Annotated in this window: 25 protein-coding genes; 10 read left to right on the forward strand and 15 right to left on the reverse strand. The window is 46.2% G+C overall.

Annotated elements, in window-relative coordinates; all coding sequences use genetic code 11:
* Positions 1-5 precede the first annotated feature (5 nt).
* Positions 6-1,058, forward strand: a complete 1,053-nt coding sequence (locus FHS56_RS05970; protein ID WP_166918991.1) for a ferredoxin--NADP reductase — start codon at positions 6-8, stop codon at positions 1,056-1,058.
* On the opposite strand, the gene FHS56_RS05975 is transcribed toward FHS56_RS05970, so the two are convergent.
* The 14 genes from FHS56_RS05975 to recF all read right to left on the reverse strand — a co-directional run bounded on the left by FHS56_RS05975 (position 1,055) and on the right by recF (position 16,415).
* Positions 1,055-1,699, reverse strand: a complete 645-nt coding sequence (locus FHS56_RS05975) for an alpha/beta hydrolase (RefSeq protein ID WP_166918992.1) — start codon at positions 1,697-1,699, stop codon at positions 1,055-1,057. The genes FHS56_RS05970 and FHS56_RS05975 overlap by 4 nt on opposite strands.
* A 5-nt stretch (positions 1,700-1,704) precedes the next feature.
* Entirely contained in the window at positions 1,705-2,142 is a 438-nt protein-coding gene (locus FHS56_RS05980) for a hypothetical protein (protein ID WP_166918993.1), read from the reverse strand.
* Positions 2,143-2,218: 76 nt separating this feature from the next.
* Entirely contained in the window at positions 2,219-3,154 is a 936-nt protein-coding gene (locus FHS56_RS05985) for a hypothetical protein (protein WP_166918994.1), read from the reverse strand.
* A 59-nt stretch (positions 3,155-3,213) separates the two neighbouring features.
* Complete coding sequence (locus tag FHS56_RS05990) at positions 3,214-3,654, reverse strand: hypothetical protein (RefSeq protein WP_166918995.1); 441 nt, start codon at positions 3,652-3,654, stop codon at positions 3,214-3,216.
* Between the two features lie 18 nt (positions 3,655-3,672).
* Positions 3,673-4,578, reverse strand: a complete 906-nt coding sequence (locus tag FHS56_RS05995) for a ribonuclease H family protein (RefSeq protein ID WP_166918996.1) — start codon at positions 4,576-4,578, stop codon at positions 3,673-3,675.
* Positions 4,579-4,605: 27 nt separating this feature from the next.
* On the reverse strand, positions 4,606-7,809 hold the full coding sequence (locus tag FHS56_RS06000; RefSeq protein ID WP_166918997.1) for an ATP-binding cassette domain-containing protein: 3,204 nt from the start codon (positions 7,807-7,809) through the stop codon (positions 4,606-4,608).
* A gap of 47 nt (positions 7,810-7,856) precedes the next feature.
* Positions 7,857-8,225, reverse strand: a complete 369-nt coding sequence (locus tag FHS56_RS06005; protein ID WP_166918998.1) for a DUF1987 domain-containing protein — start codon at positions 8,223-8,225, stop codon at positions 7,857-7,859.
* Between the two features lie 51 nt (positions 8,226-8,276).
* Positions 8,277-8,828, reverse strand: coding sequence for a SiaB family protein kinase (locus FHS56_RS06010; RefSeq protein ID WP_166918999.1), 552 nt, complete (start codon positions 8,826-8,828; stop codon positions 8,277-8,279).
* 114 nt (positions 8,829-8,942) lie between these two features.
* Positions 8,943-12,599, reverse strand: coding sequence for a PAS domain S-box protein (locus FHS56_RS06015; protein WP_166919000.1), 3,657 nt, complete (start codon positions 12,597-12,599; stop codon positions 8,943-8,945).
* Positions 12,600-12,617: 18 nt separating this feature from the next.
* The gene (locus FHS56_RS06020; RefSeq protein ID WP_166919001.1) at positions 12,618-13,463 is read right to left on the reverse strand and encodes a GAF domain-containing protein; all 846 of its coding nucleotides are present in this window, start codon (positions 13,461-13,463) and stop codon (positions 12,618-12,620) included.
* A gap of 17 nt (positions 13,464-13,480) precedes the next feature.
* The gene (locus FHS56_RS06025) at positions 13,481-14,077 is read right to left on the reverse strand and encodes a chemotaxis protein CheB (protein WP_166919002.1); all 597 of its coding nucleotides are present in this window, start codon (positions 14,075-14,077) and stop codon (positions 13,481-13,483) included.
* Between the two features lie 31 nt (positions 14,078-14,108).
* Positions 14,109-14,951, reverse strand: a complete 843-nt coding sequence (locus tag FHS56_RS06030) for a CheR family methyltransferase (RefSeq protein ID WP_166919003.1) — start codon at positions 14,949-14,951, stop codon at positions 14,109-14,111.
* 49 nt (positions 14,952-15,000) lie between these two features.
* On the reverse strand, positions 15,001-15,309 hold the full coding sequence (locus FHS56_RS06035) for a DUF721 domain-containing protein (protein WP_166919004.1): 309 nt from the start codon (positions 15,307-15,309) through the stop codon (positions 15,001-15,003).
* The gene (gene recF / locus FHS56_RS06040) at positions 15,306-16,415 is read right to left on the reverse strand and encodes a DNA replication/repair protein RecF (protein WP_166919005.1); all 1,110 of its coding nucleotides are present in this window, start codon (positions 16,413-16,415) and stop codon (positions 15,306-15,308) included. Before recF ends, FHS56_RS06035 begins: the two co-directional genes overlap by 4 nt.
* 64 nt (positions 16,416-16,479) lie before the next feature.
* Here recF and FHS56_RS06045 point away from each other — a divergent pair, with 64 nt between their 5' ends.
* From FHS56_RS06045 to murG, 5 genes are read left to right on the forward strand one after another with little or no spacing between them, the layout of a single operon-like run.
* Positions 16,480-16,719, forward strand: a complete 240-nt coding sequence (locus tag FHS56_RS06045; protein WP_166919006.1) for a DUF3098 domain-containing protein — start codon at positions 16,480-16,482, stop codon at positions 16,717-16,719.
* Between the two features lie 30 nt (positions 16,720-16,749).
* Positions 16,750-17,550 carry an undecaprenyl-diphosphate phosphatase gene (locus FHS56_RS06050; protein WP_166919007.1) on the forward strand — a complete coding sequence of 267 codons (801 nt, stop codon included), beginning with the start codon at positions 16,750-16,752 and terminating at the stop codon, positions 17,548-17,550.
* Complete coding sequence (gene truB / locus FHS56_RS06055) at positions 17,547-18,245, forward strand: tRNA pseudouridine(55) synthase TruB (RefSeq protein WP_166919008.1); 699 nt, start codon at positions 17,547-17,549, stop codon at positions 18,243-18,245. The genes FHS56_RS06050 and truB overlap by 4 nt, the downstream gene beginning before the upstream one ends.
* Positions 18,229-19,161, forward strand: coding sequence for a bifunctional riboflavin kinase/FAD synthetase (locus FHS56_RS06060; RefSeq protein WP_166919009.1), 933 nt, complete (start codon positions 18,229-18,231; stop codon positions 19,159-19,161). Before truB ends, FHS56_RS06060 begins: the two co-directional genes overlap by 17 nt.
* On the forward strand, positions 19,158-20,264 hold the full coding sequence (murG, locus tag FHS56_RS06065; RefSeq protein ID WP_166919010.1) for an undecaprenyldiphospho-muramoylpentapeptide beta-N-acetylglucosaminyltransferase: 1,107 nt from the start codon (positions 19,158-19,160) through the stop codon (positions 20,262-20,264). The genes FHS56_RS06060 and murG overlap by 4 nt, the downstream gene beginning before the upstream one ends.
* Here the strand turns inward: murG and FHS56_RS06070 are convergent.
* Positions 20,233-21,120: a cupin-like domain-containing protein gene (locus tag FHS56_RS06070; protein ID WP_166919011.1), complete on the reverse strand. Its 888-nt coding sequence runs from the start codon at positions 21,118-21,120 to the stop codon at positions 20,233-20,235. The genes murG and FHS56_RS06070 overlap by 32 nt on opposite strands.
* 186 nt (positions 21,121-21,306) lie before the next feature.
* On the opposite strand from FHS56_RS06070, the gene murC reads away from it, so the two are divergent.
* The 4 genes from murC to ftsZ all read left to right on the forward strand — a co-directional run bounded on the left by murC (position 21,307) and on the right by ftsZ (position 26,581).
* A complete protein-coding gene (gene murC, locus FHS56_RS06075) occupies positions 21,307-22,737 on the forward strand; it encodes a UDP-N-acetylmuramate--L-alanine ligase (RefSeq protein WP_166919012.1) in 1,431 nt (476 codons plus the stop codon).
* Entirely contained in the window at positions 22,724-23,482 is a 759-nt protein-coding gene (locus tag FHS56_RS06080) for a cell division protein FtsQ/DivIB (protein WP_166919013.1), read from the forward strand. Before murC ends, FHS56_RS06080 begins: the two co-directional genes overlap by 14 nt.
* A gap of 8 nt (positions 23,483-23,490) precedes the next feature.
* Positions 23,491-24,819 carry a cell division protein FtsA gene (gene ftsA / locus FHS56_RS06085; RefSeq protein ID WP_166919014.1) on the forward strand — a complete coding sequence of 443 codons (1,329 nt, stop codon included), beginning with the start codon at positions 23,491-23,493 and terminating at the stop codon, positions 24,817-24,819.
* A 196-nt stretch (positions 24,820-25,015) separates the two neighbouring features.
* Positions 25,016-26,581: a cell division protein FtsZ gene (ftsZ, locus tag FHS56_RS06090; protein WP_166919015.1), complete on the forward strand. Its 1,566-nt coding sequence runs from the start codon at positions 25,016-25,018 to the stop codon at positions 26,579-26,581.
* Positions 26,582-26,696: the final 115 nt, after the last annotated feature.

Genomic DNA, 26,696 nt, shown 5'->3' on the forward strand with positions numbered 1-26,696 from the left:
CACCTATGAAAACCATTTCTTTGAAAATAAAAGAGGTAAGAAAACTCACAGCCGACGCCGTTGAAATCACCTTCGAGCAGCCTTCTGGCGGTGTTCTTAGCTACGAAGCAGGGCAGTTTCTCACATTCATACTCACCATTGACGGCAAAGAGTATCAGCGCTCTTATTCTATCTGTTCCTCACCTTATACTGGTGAATTGCCCAAGGTAGGCATTAAACGTGTGCGAGGAGGGGTTGTGTCCAATTATTTGAACGACTATGCACGAAGCGGTATGGTTATCACCTCCCAGCTGCCATCGGGACGCTTTACCCCCACCATCGTGCCCCCACATGTCGAAAATTACGTGTTGTGGGCAGGTGGCAGCGGCATCACCCCTATGATGTCTATCATCAAGTCGGTACTTCAAGCCAATCCGGAAGGTAAGGTGTCTTTGTTTTATGCCAACCGCAACGAAGCAAGCATCATGTTTTATGAAGACTTAAAGTCGCTGCAGGCGGATTATCCGGAGCGTTTGCACATTACCCATATTTTGGAAGAAGCGCCTGCCGCATGGAGTGGACTCACCGGTTTGCTTTCCCCTGAACGGGTACAAGAGCTGCTCCGCCCTTTGCTACAAAGCCACCTACCTCTCAGCCACTGGATGTGTGGTCCTGCGGCTATAATGGAGCAAATACAGAAGGGATACGATGCCCTGCAAATAGGCAACCAGCTGCATAAAGAGGTGTTTACTGCTTCCGGAGGAGACGCTGGAGCAAAAAAGGTATCGAGCCATACACAACCGGAAGTGAGCCGTGTAGTTATTCATTTTGACCGTGAAACCTATGCGTTCGAAGTTCCTAAGGGACGCAGCATCTTAGATGTAGCCTTGGAACAAGGTATTGATTTGCCCCATTCTTGCCAGAGCGGCATTTGCACGACTTGCATGGGTAAACTCAAAAAAGGGAAAGTGGAGCTGGAAGTACAAGAGGCGCTCAGCGAGCAAGAGATAGAAGAAGGTTATGTGCTTACTTGCGTGGGGCACCCACTTACCGAAGAAGTGGAAATTGAAATAAACTAAAACAGACTTGCAAGCACCTCTTTTTTGATTTCGTGCCCGCCTTCATAGAACAACGGCTTCATATCGAAGCCGTATTTTTTATGCATTTCGATGAAAGAAAGAAGCTGTTCGGGGGTAATGAAGCGGTCTTCTTTACCCAATACAAAGTAAACGGGGACTCCTTGCAGGCGCTCAGCAGCTTTTTCAAAATCCCAATCGTGCGGGAAGACACCTCCCCAAAGGATGAGCTTTGCCGGTGCAACGGTCGTATGCAACAACCAACGGCAAACCGTAGCACATCCTTGCGAAAAACCCAAAAAATGTATTTGAAAAGAGTGCATCCAAGAGGCATAAAGTTTTTTCTCCACTTCCCGGAAGTAGTGCAGATAGTCCATGATTTCAGCCTCCCGCATTTCTTTGGTCATCCAAGAGGCGCCTACTTGTCCCGTTCCTGCCTTTAAATAAAAACGAGACAAGCCTTCCGGGGCTATTATGAGAGTTTTTCCGTCATCGAAGTCGCTAAAAGGCAAAATAAAATCGGTAGCCAATTGCCCATAACCATGAAAACACCACCATACATGACGTATATGAATACCCGGTTCTCCCATAGTGTAAAAACGCGCCGTCCGCTTGACTGGCAAAGTGTGAAGGTGAATCGGCATGGCATTTAGCGTTTAAAGCCAAGTACAGCCGCTGCACAATCGTGCTTTTTGTCTACCAAAGTGAAGCGTAGATAATAAATGCCGGTGCGATTGCATATAATCTGCACTGCCGGCACATAGGTATCGCCTATAAAACTCTTGGCTATTTCGTTGCGCTCGGCATCTTCTACGGTAATAATTATCCCTTCTGCGTTCTTGACTCCGTTATTGACAACAATCATGTACGTGGTGCCAGCACTAAAAACATAAGAATACTCGACCTCTTTATTGGTACCCTTTTGCCCGTCTATTTTATAGCTTTTTAGAAAATTGAAATTCTTTTCTTTCAAAAAATTAAGCACTTCATCCACAAGAGGCTCTGAGTTACACTGGGCATGTGCAACCAAAAGGGTTCCCAATAGGGTAAATAAAGTAAATGCCAAAAGCAAGCACCACCGTTTCATTTCTGTTATTTTTTAGATAAAAGGGCTTCTTTGAGAAGCAAAAAAACCAAAGAAGCCCTTTCAATTGCTGTTCTCCTTACTCAACAATCAACCGGCGCATTTCTTTCACAATAGAATATATCTTTTGAAAATCTTGCTCAGAGAAGTTTAGTTCTACGGATTGTTCTTCTTGCACTGCTGTAGGCACTCCGTCAACCACGGTATTTTTAGACACCGCTTCCACTTTTAAAGAAACATTGGCGTAGGCTTCTTGCAACTGCTTTGCTTTCTCGTATAAAGCTTTGGCTTCGGGGGTAATGTTCTTGATATTTTCCAGAAGCTTTACAATGTTATCGAGCGATAGCTTTTGATCTGCGATGTGTTCAAGCAATTGTTGTTTGTTTTTAGCATTTTCAGCCACATGACAACCCAAGTAGAGCGCTTCTACCCAGCCGCCGGTAACCAACAATACGGTGATATCGCCGCGGTTTTCCTTTTCAAGCCCATCTTTCATGGCTTGCAGGCTAGTAAGGGTTTCTGCCAACAGCTCGTCGATGCTGGCATTGGATTCTGTCAGCTGCTTCAAGCGTTTAAAGTCAAAATAGGAATCTACTTTCAAAGCAGTGGAAAGGTCACGGATGGCTACCAAGTAATCAATGGCATCTTGACTTTTACCATACAGGTGCGCAAAGCCCAAATCGGTACTATACACCCCCACATTCAACGCACGCTTGAAGTCAGTGGCATAGCTTTTGGCTTTATTGGCATCGTGCAAAATAGAACGGTTGTATTTAGCCCCGGACTGCTGCACCAGCGAAGTCATCTCAATGGGGCTGGGAATAGCACGCAACAAGGTAAAATCATTACTCAGCTTCTGCAGAGCTGCTTCTATATCTACTACTTCTTTTTGTTCTGTTCCTCCGTTTCCTTGATTAGCTACATCGTTACCATTTTGCTCGCTTTCTTCACCTCCACAGGAGGTCAACAAGCCTACAAAGACCACAAGTGCAATCCATAAGTATTTTTTAAGCATGATTGTCTGTTGTTTAGTTGTTCAAAAAATACACTTGCTAACGTCGAAAATCAAACGCCTTAGCGCTTGAAGCCAACCACGCTAACCAAGCAGTAATCCTTTACAGAAGGTTCAAAAGTAAATTTCAAATAATAAATACCCGTCTGACTACAACGGAAAGCAACTGCTGTTCGGTACTCCTTCAAAGCGGGATTGAAGTTGTCAATAAGCTTGCGGCGCGAACCATCAAACAATTCAAACAAAATCCCCGAGAATTCTTCGGGATTAGACTCATTAGCAAAAGTAATCATGTAGGTCTGTCCACGGTTGAAAATGTAAGAATACTCTACTGTTTTATTGGAGCTGGCATCGATTCGGTAGCTTTTGAGGAAGGTGTACCCATGTGGACGAAGCTGATTCACACACTTACGAGTATACTCACGTATTACCTCGGGCGTGCACTGCTGTGCATAAGCAGCTCCACCCATCAACAGAAAGAATAACAAAACATAACGTTTCATGGCAGTTCTATTTTTAGATTAGTTAACGATTTGATTTCTTATTTCACGAACTTTACTCAAGATAGCATTCAGGTCGCTCAAAGTAAATTTTACTTCGGCTTTTTGCTCTTGTTCTATGGTCAATACGCCATCTATTTCCACTTGTTTCACTTTTCCGGGTACATATTTCACTTCTACATGCTCATATAGGGCTGCCAGCTCTTCCAGTTGGCTGCGCAGGCGCTTGATTTTGGGGTTATAGTCTTCGTAATTACGCAAAAGCACCAATAACTGTTCTAAGACTATTTTTTGCTCGGCAATGCGAATTGCCAGTTCTTCGTTGTGTTGCTCGCGCTCTACATTGCACAGCAGATAAAGCCCTTCCAACCACCCACCAGTCAGTATAAGAATGGTCATATCTGTGCGACCTTCATTTTGAAGGGCTTCGTTCATGCGCTCCAAGCTGCGCGTAGACTCCATCACCAATACCCCCAAGCTGTCTTTGTAGGCAGCCAGCTTGCGGATATGCTCAAAGTCAAAATATTTTTCCACGTTCAAGCCGTTAGCCAAATCACGAGTAGCTGACAAATAGTTGATGACATCTTGGCTTTTGCCATAGGTATTGGCATACCCCAAGTCTGTACTGTAAATGCCCAAATTCAGCGCGCGACGGTAATCGGTGTTGTATTTGCTTACGTTTTGAGGCGAGTTCAACAGCGTAGGGTCATACTCTGCTATCTGCTCTATCAAAAAGGCGATTTCTACGGGGTTGGGAATCGACTGTATAATACCTTTGATGACTTCGGGCGACAAACGTGTACTTGCCTTACGTGCACTATCTTGTGCGGTAGTCATTGTAGAGGATGCCCCTTCTTCGATGCTTTCACCGCAAGCACCTAAGAAAAAAACGCACAAAATAAGATAAAACCATGATATGTTCTTCATATTACTTAGAATTTATTTCAATACAATTTATTCCTTTTTGAAAAATTTAACCTCCAGCAGGGCTTTCAATAGAGGCAATTTATTGAAAAAGTCTGTATAAAGTGTAAAATACAACAAAATTGTCAATATCCATATGGCAGCCACATCAAAATGATAAGTATCAAAATAACGCCCAAAGAAGTGTTTACGAGGTGCCATGAAATGTGCCCGGTAGTCCAAAGCATGCTTGTAATCGGTGGGGTCTTGAAAGATAGGGTCCATGTGTTGGAGGAACTTCCCTTTGTAGAACTCTATTTTGTCTTTCATGTTGGCATTCTTTGCCAAATCAGCCAGTGCGTCATTATAGAACAAATTACTCAGGGAATCAATATTTACTCCTTGGCTTTCTATGTTCACCAAGAAAAGTTCTTTTTGACGCCGCGCTATATTGAAGCGCTTCTTATAATATTCTTCCAGCACGTTGAAATATTCCTGCAGTTCCTCCAGCACGTTGTAGGAGACTTGCCCGGAAGTCAGTGCTTGCATAATACCTGAGAGGTAAGGCGTTTCGGGACGGTGCTCCCGCGCGTAACGGTAGCGCGTATCTGCACGTTGCTCTCGCTCTATTTCACTTGCCAGCAAATGAAGCTTTTCACGCAATTCTTTGGCAGCCTCTGACGATTTTTTGGACCTCTTGAGAAGGTCTTCTACCTCACCCAAGACTTCACGCATTTCTTCCAACCAAAAAGAGCGACGATAATCGGCAATGCTTTCTTCCTTATCAAACTGATAAACATGCTTCTCATAGGGGTTTTCCTTGAACTGACGGACGGCAATTGCCTCAAACCCCCAGCGCGACACCATCAGGTCAGCCAAGAGCGGCACCCGCCCCTTTTCGCTTATGACTGTATTCAACTTATTGAAGTTGAATATAATGCCACTCAATATCATTTGAGGAATAAGCAGAAGCGGTATGGTGATATAAACAGTTACTACCGAATTAAATGTATTGGATATATTGAGCCCCAACATATTGGCAAAACAAGAGACTGAAAACAGTACCAGCCAATAGGTCCAGGTCATCCCCTGCACTTCCAAGATAGCATTGCCTATAAGTACAAAAGAAAGCGTTTGTATTGCTGAAAGGGTAAACAGGATAAGTACCTTGGAGAGCAAATAGCTGTGTTTGCTGATATTCAAGAAAGCCTCACGCTTACGTATCTTCCTATCTTTGATAATTTCTTCTGCACTCACCGTAAGTCCCATAAACAAAGCCACAAGCACGCATATGAGGATATATGCTGGAATGTTGTCGTTGAAACGGTAAACGTATTCTCCCTCTGGTGTATTCTGATAACGAATCACAAAAGAAAGGAGAAATGCCAGCAAGGGGGCTTCTAACAAATTGATGGCTACATATTGCCGGTTGCTTACCTTTGATAGGAAGTCTCGGGTAGCTAAAATTATTGTCTGCCGTACTTTACCGGGCAGATTGAGGGCTTTGGGCAGTGGCTCGTTGACCCGCTCTACCAACTCAGCTCTGTCGCCAAATTCTTTCAAATACTCTTCGTGCCATTGCTCGGGGGTACGCTTGCGCTTGTTGGTATAAACCCCCTTTTCAGTTACCACCCGCTCTTCTATGATATCAAAAATCTCTTCGGGCTTGGTATTGGCACATCGCTCGCAAGCCGGCTCGTCGGCACGTGGATACTGTGCTTTACGGCGAAAATAGCTGATGGCTTCTATGGGGTTGCCATAGTAAACGGGATAACCTCCTGTATCTAATATCAGGAGCTTATCAAACATTTTAAAGATTTCGGAAGAGGGCTGGTGAATGACAATAAAAATGAGTTTTCCCTTCAAGGAAAGCTCTTTGAGCAGGTCCATGACATTTTCAGAGTCACGCGAAGACAAGCCGGAAGTAGGTTCGTCGAGAAAGAGCACAGAAGGCTCTCGAATAAGTTCGAGGGCAATATTAAGACGCTTGCGCTGTCCGCCACTGATAGTTTTTTGTAATACCGAACCTACCTTCAAATCTTTGATATGCTCCAAACCCAAATTGGCAAGCGTATTCATGACCCGCTCGTGCAGTTGCTGCTCGCTCAGGTCTTTAAAACAGAGTTTGGTGCTGTAGTACAGGTTTTGATATACAGTTAGCTCTTCAATCAAGAGGTCATCTTGCGCCACATAGCCAATCACCCCTTCGATGCGCTGCTTGTCCTGCTCGTCGTGTATATCCACTCCATTGAGAAGTACCTTGCCCTTGTAGGGCTTTTCCAAGCCGGAGAGCACATTCAGGAGGGTGGTTTTTCCTGCTCCGCTGGCTCCCATGATGGCAATCAGGCGCCCAGCTCCTTCTTTTAGGTTGACGTTGCGCACCCCGATGTTGCCATTTTTGAAACGGAACTCGAGGTCGATGGCTTCAAAAGAGATAGGCTTTATGTTTTTACCCATAAAGCCACTCACCACCTCACTGTAATAGACTACTTCCAGCTGTGTGCGGATAATACTGCCCCGGGCAAATACTTCTACGACGTTCGGTGTGATTTCTGTAGTATCGAGACGAACCACCTCATGGTCGCCCTCTTTGTCGGGAATATAACGCACAAAGAAAATGTCAACTTCGGGAATACGCAGAAAAACCAAAGCACCTTTCAAGCCTTTTTCAGGCGAAAGATGCTTTGCCAGTTGTTCGTTTGTAGGATAAAAATCGGAAGCGATAATAAGCACCTCTTCATGCAAAAGAAGGTCTTCCAAGTTTCCCAGCACGAAGTCTTTGATGAGGTCAAAATATTCATGCAGCTGTAGTGCCGATGCCGCCGTGTCTATCACCTCCATGCGCTTGGCGCTGAGGTTGTTATCACAGGCGACCAGTTCGAACATGCGAATCAAGGCATAGACCTTCTGCTGAAGGTCAAGGTTTTCATTGATTTGCTTACACATTTTCAAAGCACGCACCGAGAAGCGCATGAACACCTTGTCTTCTACAACTTTTTCAATCTTCTCGGTGAGTACTCCCTCTTCTTTATCACCCAGTTGTTCGTATTCCTTTTGCTTGGCTTTTTCTATGATTTCTTTAAACTCCTGACCTACTTCTTCATAAATTTCAAGATACTTGGGCACCGAAGCTTTGTCCAGAACCCGTTGAAAATAGTCCTCTACATAGGCACGCTCTTTGTCAGAGGTGCCACCATCTTGCATGGTGGTAATAGCAAATAGCTTTGCTAAAGCCTCTAATACATTTTCACTCATATGTTGCTGGTTGGTTCTATGCTCTCGGGCGCCAAGCTGGCAATGGGTTAGTCTGCCAATACTCTAAATTCAAATTCTACATTGACCATATCTTCAAACTCTTTGCCTGCTTCCTCCATATCTTCATCCTCTTCAAGGTGATACCAAACTACCTTGGCATTAGGAATATTCTCCAAGGTTTGCAGCACATCTAACAATAGTTTGGAAGAAGCAGTATTGAAGTATTCGAGTTTAAAGTTAAATACGGTTTCAGGGTTGGGGTTAGAGGCATACTGCTGCAACCATTCGATGATAGGGCGATAGAACTCGCGTGCATCCTCAGGCAGAGAACGTCCCGAAATTTCAAACACGCCGTTGTCTTTATCCAAAATCACTTTGGGGGTATCCTCTTTTCCTTCTAAGCTGATGATGTTCATATGTCCTTCAGTTATTTTGTGGATTACAAAATTATAAAAAGTTAGATGGAATTATTCTTCTCTTGGAACAGTAATTTGCAGTGAAAAGAAGGAAAACTCATCGTTGATGGGCTCGAATGAGTATTCGAGTTTTTGACCAGACTTGCGCGCCATATCGATAAAGCCCAAACCAGCACCTCCTTTTTCGGATATTTCGCCTTTTTTAATTACCTCTTTATACAACTCCTTGAGACCTTCTTTATCCAAGGCATTTACTTGGTCAATTTTACTCGAGATAAACTCTATAGATTCATTGCGCACGGGGTTTCCCGAATTAATCAAATATTGAGAAACGCTTTTGCCCAGAAGGAAGATGGCATTATTGCGCAAACCATCTTCTCCTCTTTCATTCAGATCTTCGGCATGTTTCACTATGTTTTGCAAGCATTCCACCATCACATTGAAAACCTTGCGCTTCACCCCAGAGCTCTCGCCAATGGCATCCATATTTCGTTCTGCCATAGCCAGAATAGATTTGGTGATTTCTTGCGTAAACTCTCCCTCATATACCAATATGAGGTTGTGTGCCAACATAGTCTTGTGTAAGTCAAAAACATATTTCATAGCCAAATGCTCGTTTTAGTTAATTGTAAAGATTAACAAAATAAAATTAAATTTCCACTAAATTTATACATAAAAGCAAAATTATATATGTTTTTTACTCCAAATATTTGAATATCAGAAGCGAATACCTATAAACAAGATGTCATCGGTCTGCTTTTTATCGCCCATCCACTCCATGAAGTCAGTATCCAGTGCCAGGGCTATCTTATCCATCGCCTCCTGTCTATGTTCCAAAATAATGTCACGGATGCGTTTGGAAGAAAACTTCCGGTTTTGCGGTCCTCCAAATTGGTCGGGCATACCATCAGAAAACAGATAGATGCTCAGTCCTTCTTTTATCTCCAGCTCATGTAGCGAGAACTTCTCGCGATCGTGGAACTGTCCGCCGCCAATGGGCATCTTATCGCCTTTAATCTCCTGTACTTTTTCATCGGAAGGATAGAGATAGTAAAGCGGACGGTGCGCTCCTGCATACAAAATTTTCTTGTTTTTCAGGTCGATACGAGCCAAGGCTACGTCCATGCCGTCACGGGTTACGCTATCCTCACGGTCCTGACGCAAAGTGTGCGTCATTTCTTTGTCAAGCAAGTCCAAAAAATCATTGGGTAAAATATCGCTACGGGTATCGATGATGTTGTTCATCAGAAAATAACCGATGAGCGACACCAAAGCGCCAGGTACCCCGTGACCGGTACAGTCGGCGGCTGCCACATACACAAAGTCATCTTTACGCACAATCCACGGGAAATCGCCACTGACTACGTCGCGAGGTTTAAAGATAACGAAAGAGTCTGCAAAGTAAGAACGCAAGATTTCGGTATCGGGCATGATGGCATCTTGGATACGTTTTGCGTAGTTGATGCTATCGGTTACCTTCTTATTAGCTGTTTCAATTTCGAATTGATATTCTTTCATCACGGTGATGTCGTGCAGCACCACCAAAATAGACTCCAGTTCGTTGTCTTCACCAAATTCCGGTATGGCATTGAGCTGCATGACCCGGTTGCCCAACACAGAAGGGAACTCTATTTCGAGCGTTATCTTTTCGCGGCGGGCACTCACTCCTTCAAGCACACGGTACATCTGGCGCACCACTTCTTCGGGCAGTAACTCATTGTTCAATACCTTTTGCAGGTATTCTTCTTTCGATTTTCCGGTATAGTTTTCAATAGTGGGGTTGATATAGTAAATGACCCCTTCGGGGTTGAGACGCATAATCAAATCGGGCGAGTTTTCGGAAAGAGCCTGCATCTGTGAGCGCATCCGCTCTTCACGCTCGGCGCGCTTGCGCTCGGTGATGTCACGCATGTTCACTACAATACCTTTGATGACGGGGTCTTGCAAGAGGTTGGTACCGGTTGCCTCTACCCAAATGGCTTCGCCATTCTTCTTGCGGTATTCCATTTGAATGGTTATCTGCTCATCGGGGTACTGTTTCAGTTCTTCAAACATGCGACGATAAGACTCTTTCCACTCGTCTTCTACGTACACTACATCGTTGATTCCTACCATTTCCTCTACACTATAACCAAGGATTCGGCTTACCGAAGGGCTGATATAGCGTATATGAATGGTTTCGTCGTAGATGATAATTACCTCAGAAGCATTTTCAAGTAGGATTTGTGTTTTTCGTTGCTCGTTTTGCACAGCTTGCTTTTCGAGTTCGAGCTGTTCTACTGTTTTTTGCAGCTCACGGCTTTTTTCCTGCAAGTCCTTCGCTATTTTTTCGAGCTCCTTTTGCCGTGCCTGAAGCTCTATGTTCAGCTGGGTAGTTTCGGCTAAGAGCTTGGCTTCTTTTTCGGCGGTTTTGATGTTGAAGATAGTACGGGCAATGATACCACTGATTTCCTGCACAAACTTCACCTCGCGCCCGTCTTCTTCGAAGGGTTGTAGCGAAGCCAGTTCCAAGCAGCCCATCACCTCAGTTTCATTGGTAATCAGAGGCATGATAAGCAGGCTTCGGGGGCGCTGTTCGCCCAACAAACCGGAAGTGATGGTCAGGTAGTCTTCGGGTATTTCGGTACGGCGAATCATATCCCGCTCGATGGCAGCTTGCCCGACCAAGCCTTCGGCATATTTGCGCGCTACTTTGAAACGGGCTTCCAAGTATTTCTTTTTATTGTAAGCGTAGCTGGCATACATTTCCAGATAACTTACTCCTTCTTCCTTCTCGCTTTCATTCATCACATAAAAAGCTCCCTGCACGGCTCCCACTCTTTGCACCACATACGCCAGCAGCTCTTCGCCCATCTCTTTGAGGTCGTTACGCGCACGCAGAATATCACCCACTTCCTTGACACCTTCTACAATCCAGCGTTTTTCATCCTCTTCGCGTGCCGACGACACAATGCTGTCGCGCATACTAAGCAAGGCGGTCGCCAAGACGTCGTCTTCGCTTGCCGGCTTAAAATCCACGTCAAAGTCTTGCTTACCGATACGAGAGGCAAAGTTTGCCATACTGCGCAGGTTCATAACCAAGCGATTGAGGTAAGCCGCCATCTCTCCGACTTCGTCTTTTGAATCGACTTCGATAGAAGCCGGCAGACGCCCCTTTGCCAAAGAAGCGATGGCATCGCGCAAAATGCCCAAAGACTGAACAAAGAATTGAGAGAAGATAAGCCCAATCAGCAACGCCACCAACAGGGTGATAGCTGCTGAAAGCAGGAAACGTTTAAGCAAGCCAAAGGCGGGCGCATACGCCTCAGCAGTGTCTATTTTAACAATAACTCCCCAATTCAACTGGGGCAGGTAGTCGGTAACTACCAATACTTCTTTGCCCAGGTCATCAGTCTCTTCCAACTCTGCTTTTTCACCCGCCAATGCCTTACGCACTGCCAAAGGAATATCCAGGGCATCGAGGGTGCCCATCTGAGCCAGATTCATGCTTTTGATGGGGTCTTTTTGTTGCAACAGAGGGCGCTTGTTGAGCACATAAACGGCATTTGCCCCCTGCAGTTGTACCAGTAGCACTTCGCCGCTGTTGCCCAAGCCAATGCGGTCGTTCACTAAGCGGTCAATACGTTCAAACTCAATTTCAAACACCAAATAGCCGATGCGCTCTTGGCGGTCTATTACGGGCGCTGCCGCCAACAGATAAGGCACGTTGTCTTGCAAAAAGACCTTGCTAAAATGCACGGATTCGCGACTTGCTTCAAGGAAGTTGGGTTCTACGACGGGTGCTTTGAATTTCTTGTTTTCTTCTTGTATGCTTGCCCGCTTGTCAGCTATGTATTTCACCTGCTGGTCTTCGTTCAAGAGATAAACGTTGTGTAGGTCATACACCTTACGCAGAATCACGATGGCACTATCCAGCTCAGCTTCGGGCGTAAGGAAGAAAGTCAAGGGGTCAATATCCGGCAAAGCGTTTTGATTGCCTTGTTTACCGAACTGAGGCTGGTTTTCTTCTGCAGAAACTGGGGTGTCTGGCAAGAGGTCGGCATCGTTATTTTCCGGAGCAAAAGGGGCATCAGGTCTTTCGGCAAAGTCAGGGGTAATGTTTTGCTCGTCGGTCTCGTCGAACAAGATGCGGCGTTTAGCAGCATTCAGGCGCGTACCTATAGATAAGCCCCGCTCTATTTCATCGGCAAAGAGGTTGATTTTTTCCACCTTGAGGGCAGAGAACGCATGCAATGACTCTATGGCACTTTTTCTAAAAGTTGCTTTGCTTTCTTGAAAGGCAAAGTAGCTCACCGAGCCCACTGCCAAAAGAGCCACCAACAGCACTACGGCTGTAATTTTTAGTCCTAAGCTTATGTTTTTCCGCGTTTTCATTATCCGCATTGCTTTTCTTTATTCCTCATTGTTGGCGCTTGTTGCTAGCAAAAGCATGTGCGACGCCAACAACGCCATCGCTTCTTCGACCAGTAATTTATCTTTTTCTGTAAAATTCCTAAAGCTTGCCAGCTCAACGGCACCTAAAATTTTCTTGTCGCTGTCGAGCATGGGGGCAATCAAGAGGCTTTTGGGCGCCCCTTTGCCCAGCCCAGATACAACCGGCACCGAGATATAACCTTCCGGCAGTTCATTAAACACAAGTGTTCTTTTGTCTTTGACAGCCTGCCCGATGAAGCCTTCTCCTATTTCAAAAGTCTGGGGCAGTCCTTCAGAAGCATAATAAGCATAACCGGCTTGCAATTCGAGGTATTGCACACCCTCACGCCATTTGCTCAGATAAAGTATGCCTTGACTTGCCTCTACGGCTTCGGCTATTGCAGCCAATACTTGGGTATAAAAGTCATCGCTGCCGGCTTTGGCACTGATAATGGCACGAATACGCGCTGCCTTTTCTTCTATTTCACGGCGCATGGCTGTGGCAGCATCCTCAAGCACCGCTTCTTTTTCTTGTTTATTCCGTGTTATTTCTTCTTCTACTTGACGGGCAACTACAATTTTGGCTCTACTGGCATTCAGCATCAAAAAGAAAATGGTTAGCAGTGCAGCGCCAATGGTAAGTGCTATATGCAAAACCAGCTGCCAAAGAACAGGTTCCATCTTTTGTCTTTGTGCCAAATCTTTCAAATCCAGAGCTACTGCCAGCCTATCCTGCAAAACAGTGAGGTCATTGACAAGGAAGCCAACCCCCACCAAAAAAGCCAACATAAAAAGGATAGCTGCTATTTTGTATAGGTTCTTCATGGACAATGGCGTGTTTTTTAAGCGTATTGCTTATGTAATTTATGTAAAAAATCAATTATCTGCTCACTTCGCAACACATAATCTATTTTGGTGGCTTGCATGGCTGCGACAGGCATAGTATCTATCAAACACTCTGAGGGTTCCTGCACGATGGTGAGCCCCCCGCGATCATGTATTTTTTTCATGCCCCATGCCCCATCACGGTTAGCCCCCGACAACAGAATACCGATAAGCTTTTCGCGATAGGCATAAGCGGCTGTTTCAAACAACAGGTCGATAGAGGGACGCGAATTATTGACAGTTTCTTCGGTAGAAAGCGAAAAAGTTTGCCCTAACTCTATGCACAAGTGGTAGTTAGCCGGTGCCAGATAAATCGTACCCTTTTTGATAAGTTCTTTATCGAGCGGTTCAACTACTGCTTTGTTGGTTTTTAACGAAAGCGCCTCGGTAAAGCCTTCTCTTACGTCTTTCAAGCGATGCAAGCACATCACGATGGGTAGAGAGAAGTCATCGGGAAGTGCCTGCAAGATGTGCGAAACCACCTGAAAGCTCCCTGCCGAACCTCCTATGACAATCAACTTGTATTTAGAACTTATATGATCGAAACGAGCCATGCAATCAAAAGGCATTAAGACAATAAAGCGCTTAATCTCTTATTTTTTTGTAAATCTTTTCGTTGTTGTTGACAACAATAAATTTGTTGGCATATTCACACCATATGAGCGACTCTTTGGAACCAATAGCCAAATAGCCATAACGGGGCAAGCTGGCGTGAAACAGCTTCAGCACTTCATTCTGCAATGTTTGATTAAAATAAATCATCACATTGCGGCAAAGGATGAGGTCAAACACACCGATTTTCTCTCCGTTCACTAAATTGTGCTCCACAAACTGCACATTACGAAGCAGTCTTTTATCCATCACTGCTTTGCCATCTTGCACCGTATAATAGTGCTCAAGGCTACGTTTACCCAAAAAGCGCTGGTAATTTTTTCTGTTTACGTCTTCCATATTGCGCAGGTTATAGGTGGCTTCCTGCGCCTTTGCCAAGATGCTGTAGTCGATGTCGGTAGCTACTATTTCTACTTGGTCGAGCACGTCCATTTCGTCGAGCAAGATAGCCATAGATAAGATTTCCTCGCCCGAAGAGCAGCCGGCATGCCACACACGGAACTCTTTTTTATTCATCAAGATGCTGGGCACAATCTCATCGCGCAGCTCCACCCAAAAGGAAGGGTCTCGAAACATCTCCGTGACGTTCACGGTAATCTCGGAAAGGAAGGTTTTGAAAAAGTGCTTGTCCAATTCCAGCTTGCGGATGAGCTCTTCCATGTTTTCCATACGAAACAACTCGATGAAGCGCTGCACGCGACGCCGGAAAGAAGACATGGCGTAGTTACTGAAATCGTAGTCATAGCGCTTCTTTATTACTTCGATAAGACGGCGCAACTGGGCAATTTCAATTTCCGGTTTTTCTATGTTTTCCATAAGTGCTTTTCTCCAATAGCCTGCTATCTCAAATCTTGGTTTTAGCCGTTTAACAAAGTACTATTTTTTTTATCACTTCTCGTTTCATTTGGGCGTTTAATCGTTCTTTTATTTTGTCTCTGGCAAAAAGAAGCTGGTTTTTTAATACAGGCGACCGCAAGTACACATAGAGGGTATCGCCACGCAAATAGATTTTTTCGGTTTGCTCCGCCACGTTAGGACCCAGCAGCTGCGCCCACATATCGCCTATACGCATGTCATAGAAGCGATGTTTGGCTTGGTGTTGTTCTATCATATGTGCCAGCACCTCGCTAAAACTCAGCGGCTTTTGGTGGGCTATTCTGTGTTTGTCTCTCATAGTTGAAGTACTTCTCCTTGTTTTACTTTGAAGAGGGCAGCGGGCAGTTTACTTTCATTCAGCAGGCGTTGCATACGCTCCTGACTGGTATCTGTAATAAACACCTGTCCAAAGTGTTGTTGCTGTACAAGTTGCAACAATGCCGCTACTCTCTCAGCGTCCAATTTATCAAAAATGTCATCAAGTAACAAAAGCGGGTTTTGTTGTTTTCTCAGAAAAAGCAAATCACTCATGGCAAGCTTCAAAGCCACTAGAAAAGTCTTTCGCTGCCCTTGTGAGCCGCTCCATTTCATGGGCACATCGTTCAGCAGCAGGCTCCAGTCGTCGCGATGAATGCCATTGGATGTAAAACCCATTTTAAGGTCTATGGACAAACTCTCTTGCCACAATTGTTGTAGAGAAGCTTCGTGCAGCTGCGAACGATACACTATGTCAATCTGCTCTTTGCCTCCGGAAAGCTGCTCATAATAGCGCGCAACCAAAGGGCGCAACTCCCCGGTAAAACGGCTACGCAGTTCATACAGGGGATAAGCCTCTTGCTCCAAACGCATATTAAAAACCTCGAGCAAGGCTTGGTCGAGCGCTCTTCCTTCGCGCCTCTCTTTGAGCAAAGCATTACGGCGTTTCAGCAGTGCGTGGTATTGCATCAAATGAAGGGCGTATTCTTGCGACAGCTGCGAAAAAAAAGCATCCATCGTGCGACGACGTTGCTCGGCGGCTTCCCGTATCAAATCTATGTCGTTGGGCGTAAAGCTCACCACCGGAAAGCGACCGTAGTAATCCAAAAGACGCTCCATGCGGCTACCGTCTATGAATATGGCTTTACGGTCTTGCTTCGGATAAAAAGCACAGCGCAGGCGGCTGCTTCTTCCCGTCTGACGAATATCGCCTTCGACCTCCCAACCATCACAGCCATAACGGATGGCATAACGCTCGCCGTGCCCCAACATGCTTTTGCCCGTAAGCAACCAATAAATAGCTTCCAACAGATTGGTTTTGCCTGCTCCATTCTGCCCTACAAACACATTCAGCTTTTCGTGAAAGTCTAATGTCAAAAAGGCATAGTTTTTAAAGTTGTTCAGGCTTATGTTTATCAGATGCATCATAGAGGGTCGGCTTGCTTGGCATTCCCCCAAAATAATTGTTTCTTTGTGGTCAAAACAAAAAGCCATGAAAAATACCCAGAACCCATCTAACACACCGCCAAGCGTATTTGGCAAACAGAATTACATACTATTGATTGTCAGCGTGCTTATCATAGCTTTGGGCTACATACTTATGTTGCTCGACAACGAGCCTTTCGGCTTTGGTTTCTTGGGGCTTACTTTAGGTCCCATAGTAAGCTTTTTGGGCTTCATGATGGTGTTTGTTGCTCTTTTTTACAAGAAAAAAGGAAGTCCCGAGGCTTAATCGTTTTGTTAAATCCAAATACTCACCAACATGAACTTTTGGGAAGCCATATTGCTTGCCATCGTAGAAGGGCTTACTGAGTTTTTGCCTATTTCGTCCACTGGGCACCTCATCATTGTTTCTACCTTTCTGGACATTGCCGGCAATGACTTTGTGAAGTTTTTCAATGTGAATATTCAATTTGGCGCCATACTGTCGGTAGTAGTGCTTTATTACAAGCGTTTTTTCAAGAGCTTCGACTTTTATTTCAAGTTGGTGGTGGGCATGCTGCCGGCGATAGTGGTGGGTGTGCTTGCCGGCGACTACATCGACGCCTTGCTCGAAAATGTATGGGTAGTCAGTGTTGCGCTGATTGTGGGCGGCTGGGTGCTGGTAAAAATAGACGAATGGCTTCCCGCATCGGCAGCCAACGCAAGCAAAGAAGTGGGTTTCCGAGAGTCGTTCATTATCGGTTGTTTTCAATGTATTGCCATGATACCGGGCGTTTCTCGCTCGGCAGCCACCATCATTGGCGGCTTGGCGCAAAGACTGAACCGCATCACCGCAGCCGAATTCTCTTTTTTCTTAGCGGTGCCTACCATGTTTGCCGCATCGGCATACAAGCTCTTCAAAGATTTCTATAAAAGCGGTGCCATTGCACTCTCTGCCCAAGAGTGGCAATTGCTTCTGATAGGCAACGTGGTGGCTTTCATCGTAGCCATGATTGCCGTGAAAACATTTATTACCTATGTAGGCAAACACGGCTTTAAGATATTCGGTTATTACCGTATTTTTTTGGGTAGCATTCTTCTTATTTTACTTCTTTTGGGCATAGACGTACAGATGGCATGACCAACACATCACAAGCGGGCGACATCATACTAATAGACAAACCCTACGGCTGGACCTCTTTTGATGCGGTAAACTATCTCAAGCGCCGTTTGAAGATAAAAAAAGCAGGGCATGCGGGTACCCTTGACCCGCTGGCTACAGGCTTGTTGATTGTGTGTACTGGCAAAAAAACCAAGCAAATACAACAGCTGCAGGGCATGGAGAAGGAGTACAAAGCCATCTTTTTGCTGGGCGCTGAAACTCCCTCATATGACCTTGAAACAGAAGCAACCTATACCGCTCCCTTTGAGCAAGTACAGGCATTAAGAGAAAGCGACATACAGCAGTGCATCGATGCGCACTTCACAGGGGAAATCATGCAACGCCCGCCGCTATATTCTGCCATCAAACGGCAGGGCAAGCGCCTCTACGAGCTGGCACGCCAAGGCAAAGCAGAGGAGGTAGAGCTACGCCCTACGCACATCCATGTCTTCGAGATTTCGGCATGGAATCCGCCCCACTTGTATGTACGCATTGTATGTAGCAAGGGTACCTATATCCGTAGTCTTGCCCACGACTTGGGCAAAGCCTTAGGCGTTGGAGGCTGCCTGACTGCCCTGCGACGCACACGCATCGGCAGCTACGAACTAACGCACGCCCTTTCACCAGCACAATATGTGAAGCAGTACAAAAGCAAGCATGAGAGTTTATCATAACTTACACGATTATCAACCTGCGCGCCCTACAGTGGTAACGACCGGCACTTTTGACGGGGTACACCAAGGGCATCGCCGTATCATGGCACGCCTGCGCAAAGCAGCACAAGAGCGAAACACCGAAGCGGTGGTGATTACCTTCTGGCCCCACCCTCGCATGGTATTGGGGCAAGAAGTGGAACTGCTCAATACTATAGAAGAAAAAACAGAGCGTATCCGCCAAGAAGGCATCGACGCCCTCATCGTATTGCCCTTTACCGAAGATTTTGCCCGCCTAATGCCAGAGGAATACATAGAAAAAATTTATGTGCGCGGGGTGCATGCCGGTCTCATCGTGATTGGCTATGACCATCATTTTGGCTACCAACGCCAAGGCGACATTCATTTATTGCGACAGCTGGCGCCACGCTACGGCTTTGAGGTGGAAGAAATACCCGCACAAGAAATAGATGACCTCACGGTGAGCTCTACCAAAATACGCCGTGCCCTAAAAGAAGGCAACATCGAACTTGCCAACCAACTGTTGGGCTATGCCTATACCTTGCACGGCACCGTAGTACATGGCGACAAAATAGGGCGCACCTTAGGTTTTCCTACTGCCAACTTGAAAATAGAAGCAAGCTATAAGCTCATTCCGGCAGCTGGCATCTATGCCGCCTATGCCTATGGTGAGCATTTCGAGCGCAAACAGGCACTCGTTTACATAGGCAACCGCCCCACCTTGAGCAAGCAACAAGAGCGCCCCAATATAGAAGTCTTTTTATTAGATTTTGCCGGCGAGCTTTACCAAAGCAGCCTTCGGGTAGAGTTTCTTAAAAAGCTACGCGACGACCAAAAGTTTGATAGCTTAGAGAGCTTACAAAACCAAATCCAAAAAGATTATCAACAAGCCCTTTCATTTTTCAATGCTCTATGAAACGAGTCATCATCAGCGGAGGCGGCACCGGAGGGCACATATTCCCTGCACTGGCAATAGCCGATGCACTCAAAGAACAATTTCCTTCGGTCGATATATTGTTTATCGGCGCAAAAAATCGCATGGAAATGGAGCGAGTCCCCAAAGCCGGCTATCCTATTGAGGGACTCGACATCGTAGGTATTCAACGCAGCTTGACCTTGCGCAACCTGCAGGTACCAGTCAAGCTATGGAAGAGTTACCGACGTGCGCAGCAAATCATTGCCGAAAAGAAACCGGAGGTGGTCATTGGCGTGGGGGGCTATGCCAGCGCCCCTACGCTGCTGGCTGCTATCGGAGCGGGGGTACCTACCCTCATTCAAGAGCAAAACTCTTATGCCGGGCTTACCAACCGCTGGCTGGGAAAGTATGCCCATAAAATATGTGTAGCCTATCCCGGCATGGAGCAGTTCTTTCCTGCCGATAAGGTGGTTTACACCGGTAACCCCGTGCGAAAGGATATTTTGCAGCTGCCTACACGCGCCGAAGCGCTACAAGCCTTAGGACTCAAAGCCAACGCCCCCGTACTCTTGGTGATGGGTGGCAGTTTAGGTGCACGCGTCATCAACGAAAGCATTTGTGCGCAGATTCGCCGCTTTGCCGACAATGGCATTCAAGTGATTTGGCAAACAGGCAAACACTTCATAGAAAAAGCCCGTCAAGCAGTAGAAGAACAGCAAGCAGGCGAATGGGTACACCCTACCGCTTTCATTGAGCGCATGGATTATGTGTACAGCACTGCCCACGTGATTATTTCTCGAGCTGGCGCACTTTCTATCTCCGAGCTTTGTGTGGTAGGCAAGCCCGCTATTTTGGTTCCTTCACCCTATGTGGCTGAAGACCACCAAACAAAAAACGCCATGGCATTGGTGCAGCGCCAAGCCGCCAAGATGGTGAGCGAAGCGCAAGCCCCCGCTTTTTTGGTCAGCGATGCGCTTGCGCTGCTTCATTCACCAGCAGAGCAAGCCCTTCTAAGCGAAAATATCAGGCAGATGGCACGCCCCAATGCCACACAGCACATCGTGCAGTGCATCAAATCGCTTGTGTCGAGTACTGCTTCATAGCTTTTTCTGCACGCTCAAAAGCTTTACGGTGCTTGTACTTGTACCATGTCTGTGTAAAATATTTGCGCAGGAAGTTATCCAAAGGCATTTTGACAAATAAGTTGGCTGCTCCTTCTAAACGTTTTATCCACGAGGGGTTCAAGGCGCGCAAACTCATGCCGAAGCCCCCTTCTACATATTCAATGTAATGCCAATAACCAGCGGGGATGAAGAGTGTGTCGCCATATTCCAAATAACACTCATAGCCTTGCACATAACGCAAAGCTGGATATTGCTCAAAATCTGGTTCATTTACATTGACGTATGACTGTACAGTAAACGGCAGATGATACAAAAAAGGAGTGTACTCTGGGGCAAAAAGCACTACCCGCTTCACCCCTTTAAACTGTGTCAAAAACACATGCGACATATCAATATCGTAGTGCATGTGTACAATAGAGCCTGTGCCACCAAAGAAAAGGAAGGGTAACTCTTTGAGAAAGCCCGTTGCTACGTCTGGCACTCGGTAGTCTTCTTTCAGCTGTGGCGCATATTTCATCAAATTGAACAGAAAAATACGTAGGTCGGTGGGTTCGCGTTCAATCAAATCCAAATACTCGCCGAAGGTCATGCGGGCATCCGGCGCCATGCAACTTTTGTCAGGGGCAGCCGGCAAGTTGTTGTACAAATCCACCATCACATGCCCTGCCAGCTGTTTGAAGTAATCATAGGTCCACTTGGTATAGGCAGGCCAATCACGGCTCAGGTCTGTGAAAACGCATGGCTTGCACGGCTTCAAAAACATTTCCTGAAAGCGTTCTTTTTCCTTGACCGAAATGCGCTCAATGGCATGTAGAGGAAGCTTCTTAGTTTGCATAGGCTTTATTTGTTTTAACAACACATCAGACGAAAGTAAAACAAATTTAACAAAACATATAATGCCAAAAGAATACGGCTCTACCACTCTTGGGCAAAGCCTCCCTTAAATACGAGAGTGCAAGAATAAAGTTGACACGGTCATGGGTTTCTAAATTTGAAGGACAAAAAATGTACCTTTGTTACCATGAAACTAATGACCCCTTATTTCATGAAACCGCTCGAAGAATATACCCATGTGTACTTTTTAGGCATTGGAGGCATTGGCATGAGCGCGCTTGCCCAGTGGTGCCAAAGCCAAGGCATGCATGTGGCTGGTTATGATCGCACCCCTTCGGCAGTTAGCTGCATGCTTGAAAGCCAAGGCATTCCCGTCACGTATTCAGACGATGCAGAACATATTCCCATAGACTTTCGCAATAGCAGTAAGGTGCTGGCAGTTTACACGCCCGCTATCCCACAAGAGCACCCTCAACTTCAGTACTTCCGTACGCACGGTTTCGACATCATCAAACGAGCTGCTTTGTTGGGGCTTATCAGCCGTTCGAAGCGTCTCATTGCCGTGGCAGGCACGCATGGCAAAACCACGACCACCGCTATGATTGCCCATATCTTAAAACAAACGGAGGTGCCTGTAACTGCCTTTGTCGGGGGCATCATGCGCAACTACCAAAACAACCTGCTGCTTTCGCAAGCCGCCGATGCATGGATTGTAGCCGAAGCAGACGAATATGACCGTTCTTTTTTGCACTTACATCCTACGCTGGCAGTAGTTACAAACATAGAAGCAGACCATTTGGATATATACGGTAGCGAACAAGCCATTATTGACTCTTTTGAGGCTTTCCTCAAAAATATACAAGACAAGGGCACCCTTATTGCACACGAGGGTGTAAGTGCGCGTCCTCCGCAAGGCTTACACACACTGCGCTACGGGACGTCGCTCCATTGTCAATATAGCATAAAGGAGCTGCGCTATGAAAATGAGCAGCTTTATTTCGACTTGAACATTTCCACCCAAGAGCAGCACACCCTGCGCTTGCTGGTTCCCGGCGAACACAATGCCCTGAATGCCACAGCTGCTTTTGCCGTTGCCCAGCAGATAGGCATTGCCCCCGCTTCCATTATCGATGCACTTTCTTCTTTTCAGGGTGTAAAACGCCGTTCTGAAATATGGTATCGCTCCCCGCAGTATGTGCTTGTAGATGATTATGCACACCACCCTACTGAAATAGAAAATACCTTACGAACCATGCGGGCGCTATACCCTCAACGGCAGCTGCTGGCAGTCTTTCAACCACATCTTTATACACGCACCCGCGACTTCGCAGCTGCCTTCGGCAAAGCCTTGGGGCTTGCCGACCAAGTGATGCTTACGCCGATATATCCGGCACGCGAAACCCCTATTGAGGGGGTCGACAGTCGGCTGATTGCCCGATATTGCCCGGTGAGTGCCCGGGTAGTAGCTCCCACCGAATCTATAGAAGCAGTCTTTGAGGAATGGCTGCCCCAAGCCACCCCGCCTCTAACCATAATAGTAATGGGCGCCGGCAACATAGAACAACATTTGCCAAATTTTTTAAATTTGCTTAAAACACTCGAACATGAGCAAGCGTAGGCTTAAGCCTTGGGTGCAGTGGTTGCTCACCTTCTTGGGAATGAGTCTTCTGATAGCCGCCATCAGCAAAAACTATGATGAGCAGAGCTGTCAAAAGGTCGTCGTTCGTTTCTTTCCCAAAATCCAAGACGGCACCTTCCTCACCGAAGAAGATATTCGAGAATTGCTGAACCGTAAAGGGGGCATTTTTCTGCTTGGAGAAAAATATAAAAACCTGAGTTTGAAACAGCTGGAAGAACAGGTAAAGAGCAACCCTTATGTGGAAGCATGCAATATATACCGCGACTTAGCAGGTAATCTCTTTGTGGAAGTGCATATGGTAGAACCTATCGCCCGCTTTTACAATCCCGTTGGCAAAGACTATTATTGGAGCATAGAGGGTAAAATCATACCCTTCAATTCACGCTATACCCCCCGCGTGCCAGTTATTACACGCGAAGGAGAAGAGCAGCCTCCCCAAGCGGAAAAATACGAAAACGATGCCCAGCTCCTTGCCCTCATGCAATTTATTCATACTCATCCTTTCTGGCAAGCTTGCATCAGTCAAGTGCATATAGACAAAAAACAGGATGTTTGGCTCTATCCCCAAATAGGCGGGCAAGCCATTCATGTAGGAAATATAAAAGACATAAGTAATATATTTGCAAAACTCAAAATTTTATACGATACTATACTTCCCATTCAAGGGTGGTATCGCTATCGCAAAGTAGATATCAGGTTTGAACGTCAAATCATTTGTGAATAAAGAGCATTATGTCAAAAGATAAAATCGTTGTAGGCTTAGACATCGGAAGTACTAAAATATGCGCGCTGGTTGGGCGCAAAGACAAGTACGGCAAAGTAGAAATCTTGGGTATGGGCAAAGCGCCTTCCGAAGGCGTCATCCGTGGTTTTGTTGCCAACATAGACAAGACCGTCTATGCCATTACCCAAGCCATCCAAGAAGCAGAGAAGCAATCGGGCATCAACATCCGCGTTGTGAATGTGGGCATTGCCGGGCAGCACATCAAAAGCATTCGACAGCGCGGCAGCATCACCCGAGAATCCACCCAAGACGAAATCTCGGCAGAAGACGTCAACCGTCTTATCAATGACATGTACAAGATTCCCACGCCTCCCGGCACCGAAATCATTCATGTCATGCCACAAGATTTTATCGTAGACCACGAGGTGGGCATCAAAGAGCCCGTAGGTATGTCGGGAGTGAAACTCGAAGCCAACTTTCACATCATTACGGCACAAACTACTGCCATCAACAACATACGGCGCTGCGTACAAAAAGCCGGACTTGAAATAGAAAACCTCATCTTGGAACCAGTGGCCTCAAGCATGGCGGTGCTTGCTGACGAGGAAAAAGAAGCGGGCGTGGCTTTGGTCGATATCGGTGGGGGCACTACCGACCTCGCCGTTTTTTATGACGGCATCATCCGCCATACAGCCGTGATTCCTTTTGGTGGAGCCATCATTACCGAAGACATTCGCCAAGGCTGCAATGTAATGCGAAACCAAGCCGAGTTGTTGAAGATACGCTTCGGCAAAGCCATCTCGGAAGAAGCCAGCGAAAACGAGGTAGTATCGATTCCCGGCATTCGCAACCGCGCCCCCAAAGAGATTTCAGTGAAAAATCTGGCACTCATCATCGAAGCGCGCATGAGCGAAATTATTGCTTTGGTGCATCAACAAATACTAAAATCCGGCTTTGAACACCTGCCTGCCGGCATTGTGATTACCGGAGGCGGCTCCATGCTGGCATACTGTTCCGAGTTGTTTACTTACCTCACAGGCATGGAGGTACGTGTAGGTTATCCAACCGAACACCTGAGCAAACACAATATAGAACTAGTAAAGAATCCCATGTATGCCACTACTGTGGGCTTAGTACTTGCCAGCTTCCAAGCCCTCGACTACCGCGAGGAGAGCTATCAACTCTACTCACAAGCTCATGATAAAAATAGCCTGCGTACAAGCAACAAAAAGGAAGAAAGCAGCAGTAAGAAGAAAAGCAATGATTTCTTTAAGAAGTTGTTAGAAAAAACCAAGGGCTTACTTTTGGATGACTTCGATGAAAATGACACTTTCTAAACAGCCACTTTTCTATGGCTTTTCTTGAAAAGAAAGCAACACAAGAGCATCGCAAGCAAGCCCTACATCGGAACGACAAAGCATGTTGAGCAAAACAAGCACCTTAATTCGAAATTACATTTTTAAATCCGGCAAAAAATCTTAACTTTTGCTGGTTGTCGTGCGTAGTTACTTAATTAAAGCAGAGGGTTCAACTATGTCATACAAGTTTAATATAGGCGGACAAGAGAAGTCAATCATAAAGGTGATTGGTGTGGGGGGCGGTGGTTGCAATGCCGTCAATCACATGTATAACCGGGGCATTAAAGATGTAGAATTCGTCATTTGCAATACAGACAAACAGTCATTGCAGGCAAGCCCCATTCCCACCAAATTGCAAATAGGCAGCCACCTCACCGAAGGGCTAGGGGCAGGTGCAAACCCCGAACGCGGGCGTGAAGCAGCACTTGAAAGCAAAGAAGAAATCAGAGATTTGCTCAGCGACGGCACCAAAATGGTATTTATCACCGCAGGCATGGGTGGAGGTACTGGTACAGGTGCCGCGCCTGTCATTGCTCAAATAGCCCGTGATTTAGATATTCTGACTGTAGCCATCGTTACTTTCCCCTTCTCTTTTGAAGGACGTGTGAAGCGCGAGCGCGCCGCTGCCGGCATTGCCGAGCTAAAAAAATATTGTGATACCGTGCTGGTCATTTCCAACGACAAACTGCGCGAAATATATGGCAACTTGCCCATCTCGGAAGCTTACGCCCAAGCCGACAACATATTGGCGACAGCCGCCAAAAGCATTGCCGAACTCATCACCACACACCTCTATATCAACATAGACTTTGAGGATGTGAAAACTGTCATGCGCAACGCGGGTACTGCGGTGATGGGCTCAGCCAAAGCCGAAGGCAAAGACCGCGCACTGAAAGCCGTAGCGCAGGCGCTCACTTCCCCCCTCTTGGACAACAAAGACATTCGCGGTGCCAAGCGCATTTTGCTTTCGGTGATGTCGGGCGATAAAAACGAACTGCGCATGGACGAGTTCGACGAAATCACCCGCTACGTAGAAGAGATGGTGGGCGACCAAGTCGAATACAACATCTTTGGTACGGGCATAGACCCCAGCTTGGGTGATAGCCTGCGCGTAACCATCGTTGCCACCGGCTTCGGTAAGGAAGAAAACCCATCACAGCAAGAAGCCGAAGAGCAAAAAAAAATCGTTGACTTAGAAACTGGGAAAATCATAGGCACTGTTAATGAGCAAGATATCGTAGAGCAGACCAAAGAAACGCGCACTTTTATCCTCAGCAATTTCGATTCCTCTGCTACTAAGGAGCAGGCTGCCAAGGCAGAACCGGAGGTGCATGTAGAGAACAAAGGGCAAGAAAACTCGCCCGCTGTCGAACAAAAGCCTGTACCCAAAGAGGGAGAAAAGATTGTGCACAGCTTGGATGAGCTTCCCATAGAAGACGAAGAAGATGGATACGATGAAGAGCTGCGTCGAGAGCAAGAGCGGCAAGCCAAACAAGAACGCTATTCCCGTGAAATGAAAGAACGCCTGGAACGATATCGCAAATTAAAGGAACTAAGCAACTTAGAAGGGAACACCTCAGAAGATATCTCCGAGAAGTTAGATACTCCGGCATATCTACGCTTTAATATACCCTTAAAAGAAACACCACCAGCTTCCAAGAAGAATATTTCCCGGTATAATTTGGACGAGAACAATCAGATTTTGGGAAACAATAAGTTCTTCCATGACAAACCCGACTGATGCCGTATGTTTGCCGCCGACAAAGGTGCCACTGACAGCTCAATGGCACCTTTTCTTTTCGTGATGTAGAGTGTGCTGCCACTTTACTTTATCTTCATTGACAGTATTTACTTCA

The sequence above is a fragment of the Thermonema lapsum genome (assembly GCF_011761635.1).
In the GTDB taxonomy this organism is placed as follows: Bacteria; Bacteroidota; Bacteroidia; order Cytophagales; family Thermonemataceae; genus Thermonema; species Thermonema lapsum.

What these genes read in the sequence shown, in the direction of transcription:
- FHS56_RS05970 (WP_166918991.1), top strand. Translation starts at nt 6, where the DNA reads ATGAAAACCATTTCTTTGAAAATAAAAGAGGTAAGAAAACTCACAGCC.
- FHS56_RS05975 (WP_166918992.1), bottom strand. Translation starts at nt 1,699, where the DNA reads ATGCCGATTCACCTTCACACTTTGCCAGTCAAGCGGACGGCGCGTTTT.
- FHS56_RS05980 (WP_166918993.1), bottom strand. Translation starts at nt 2,142, where the DNA reads ATGAAACGGTGGTGCTTGCTTTTGGCATTTACTTTATTTACCCTATTG.
- FHS56_RS05985 (WP_166918994.1), bottom strand. Translation starts at nt 3,154, where the DNA reads ATGCTTAAAAAATACTTATGGATTGCACTTGTGGTCTTTGTAGGCTTG.
- FHS56_RS05990 (WP_166918995.1), bottom strand. Translation starts at nt 3,654, where the DNA reads ATGAAACGTTATGTTTTGTTATTCTTTCTGTTGATGGGTGGAGCTGCT.
- FHS56_RS05995 (WP_166918996.1), bottom strand. Translation starts at nt 4,578, where the DNA reads ATGAAGAACATATCATGGTTTTATCTTATTTTGTGCGTTTTTTTCTTA.
- FHS56_RS06000 (WP_166918997.1), bottom strand. Translation starts at nt 7,809, where the DNA reads ATGAGTGAAAATGTATTAGAGGCTTTAGCAAAGCTATTTGCTATTACC.
- FHS56_RS06005 (WP_166918998.1), bottom strand. Translation starts at nt 8,225, where the DNA reads ATGAACATCATCAGCTTAGAAGGAAAAGAGGATACCCCCAAAGTGATT.
- FHS56_RS06010 (WP_166918999.1), bottom strand. Translation starts at nt 8,828, where the DNA reads ATGAAATATGTTTTTGACTTACACAAGACTATGTTGGCACACAACCTC.
- FHS56_RS06015 (WP_166919000.1), bottom strand. Translation starts at nt 12,599, where the DNA reads ATGAAAACGCGGAAAAACATAAGCTTAGGACTAAAAATTACAGCCGTA.
- FHS56_RS06020 (WP_166919001.1), bottom strand. Translation starts at nt 13,463, where the DNA reads ATGAAGAACCTATACAAAATAGCAGCTATCCTTTTTATGTTGGCTTTT.
- FHS56_RS06025 (WP_166919002.1), bottom strand. Translation starts at nt 14,077, where the DNA reads ATGGCTCGTTTCGATCATATAAGTTCTAAATACAAGTTGATTGTCATA.
- FHS56_RS06030 (WP_166919003.1), bottom strand. Translation starts at nt 14,951, where the DNA reads ATGGAAAACATAGAAAAACCGGAAATTGAAATTGCCCAGTTGCGCCGT.
- FHS56_RS06035 (WP_166919004.1), bottom strand. Translation starts at nt 15,309, where the DNA reads ATGAGAGACAAACACAGAATAGCCCACCAAAAGCCGCTGAGTTTTAGC.
- recF (WP_166919005.1), bottom strand. Translation starts at nt 16,415, where the DNA reads ATGATGCATCTGATAAACATAAGCCTGAACAACTTTAAAAACTATGCC.
- FHS56_RS06045 (WP_166919006.1), top strand. Translation starts at nt 16,480, where the DNA reads ATGAAAAATACCCAGAACCCATCTAACACACCGCCAAGCGTATTTGGC.
- FHS56_RS06050 (WP_166919007.1), top strand. Translation starts at nt 16,750, where the DNA reads ATGAACTTTTGGGAAGCCATATTGCTTGCCATCGTAGAAGGGCTTACT.
- truB (WP_166919008.1), top strand. Translation starts at nt 17,547, where the DNA reads ATGACCAACACATCACAAGCGGGCGACATCATACTAATAGACAAACCC.
- FHS56_RS06060 (WP_166919009.1), top strand. Translation starts at nt 18,229, where the DNA reads ATGAGAGTTTATCATAACTTACACGATTATCAACCTGCGCGCCCTACA.
- murG (WP_166919010.1), top strand. Translation starts at nt 19,158, where the DNA reads ATGAAACGAGTCATCATCAGCGGAGGCGGCACCGGAGGGCACATATTC.
- FHS56_RS06070 (WP_166919011.1), bottom strand. Translation starts at nt 21,120, where the DNA reads ATGCAAACTAAGAAGCTTCCTCTACATGCCATTGAGCGCATTTCGGTC.
- murC (WP_166919012.1), top strand. Translation starts at nt 21,307, where the DNA reads ATGAAACTAATGACCCCTTATTTCATGAAACCGCTCGAAGAATATACC.
- FHS56_RS06080 (WP_166919013.1), top strand. Translation starts at nt 22,724, where the DNA reads ATGAGCAAGCGTAGGCTTAAGCCTTGGGTGCAGTGGTTGCTCACCTTC.
- ftsA (WP_166919014.1), top strand. Translation starts at nt 23,491, where the DNA reads ATGTCAAAAGATAAAATCGTTGTAGGCTTAGACATCGGAAGTACTAAA.
- ftsZ (WP_166919015.1), top strand. Translation starts at nt 25,016, where the DNA reads ATGTCATACAAGTTTAATATAGGCGGACAAGAGAAGTCAATCATAAAG.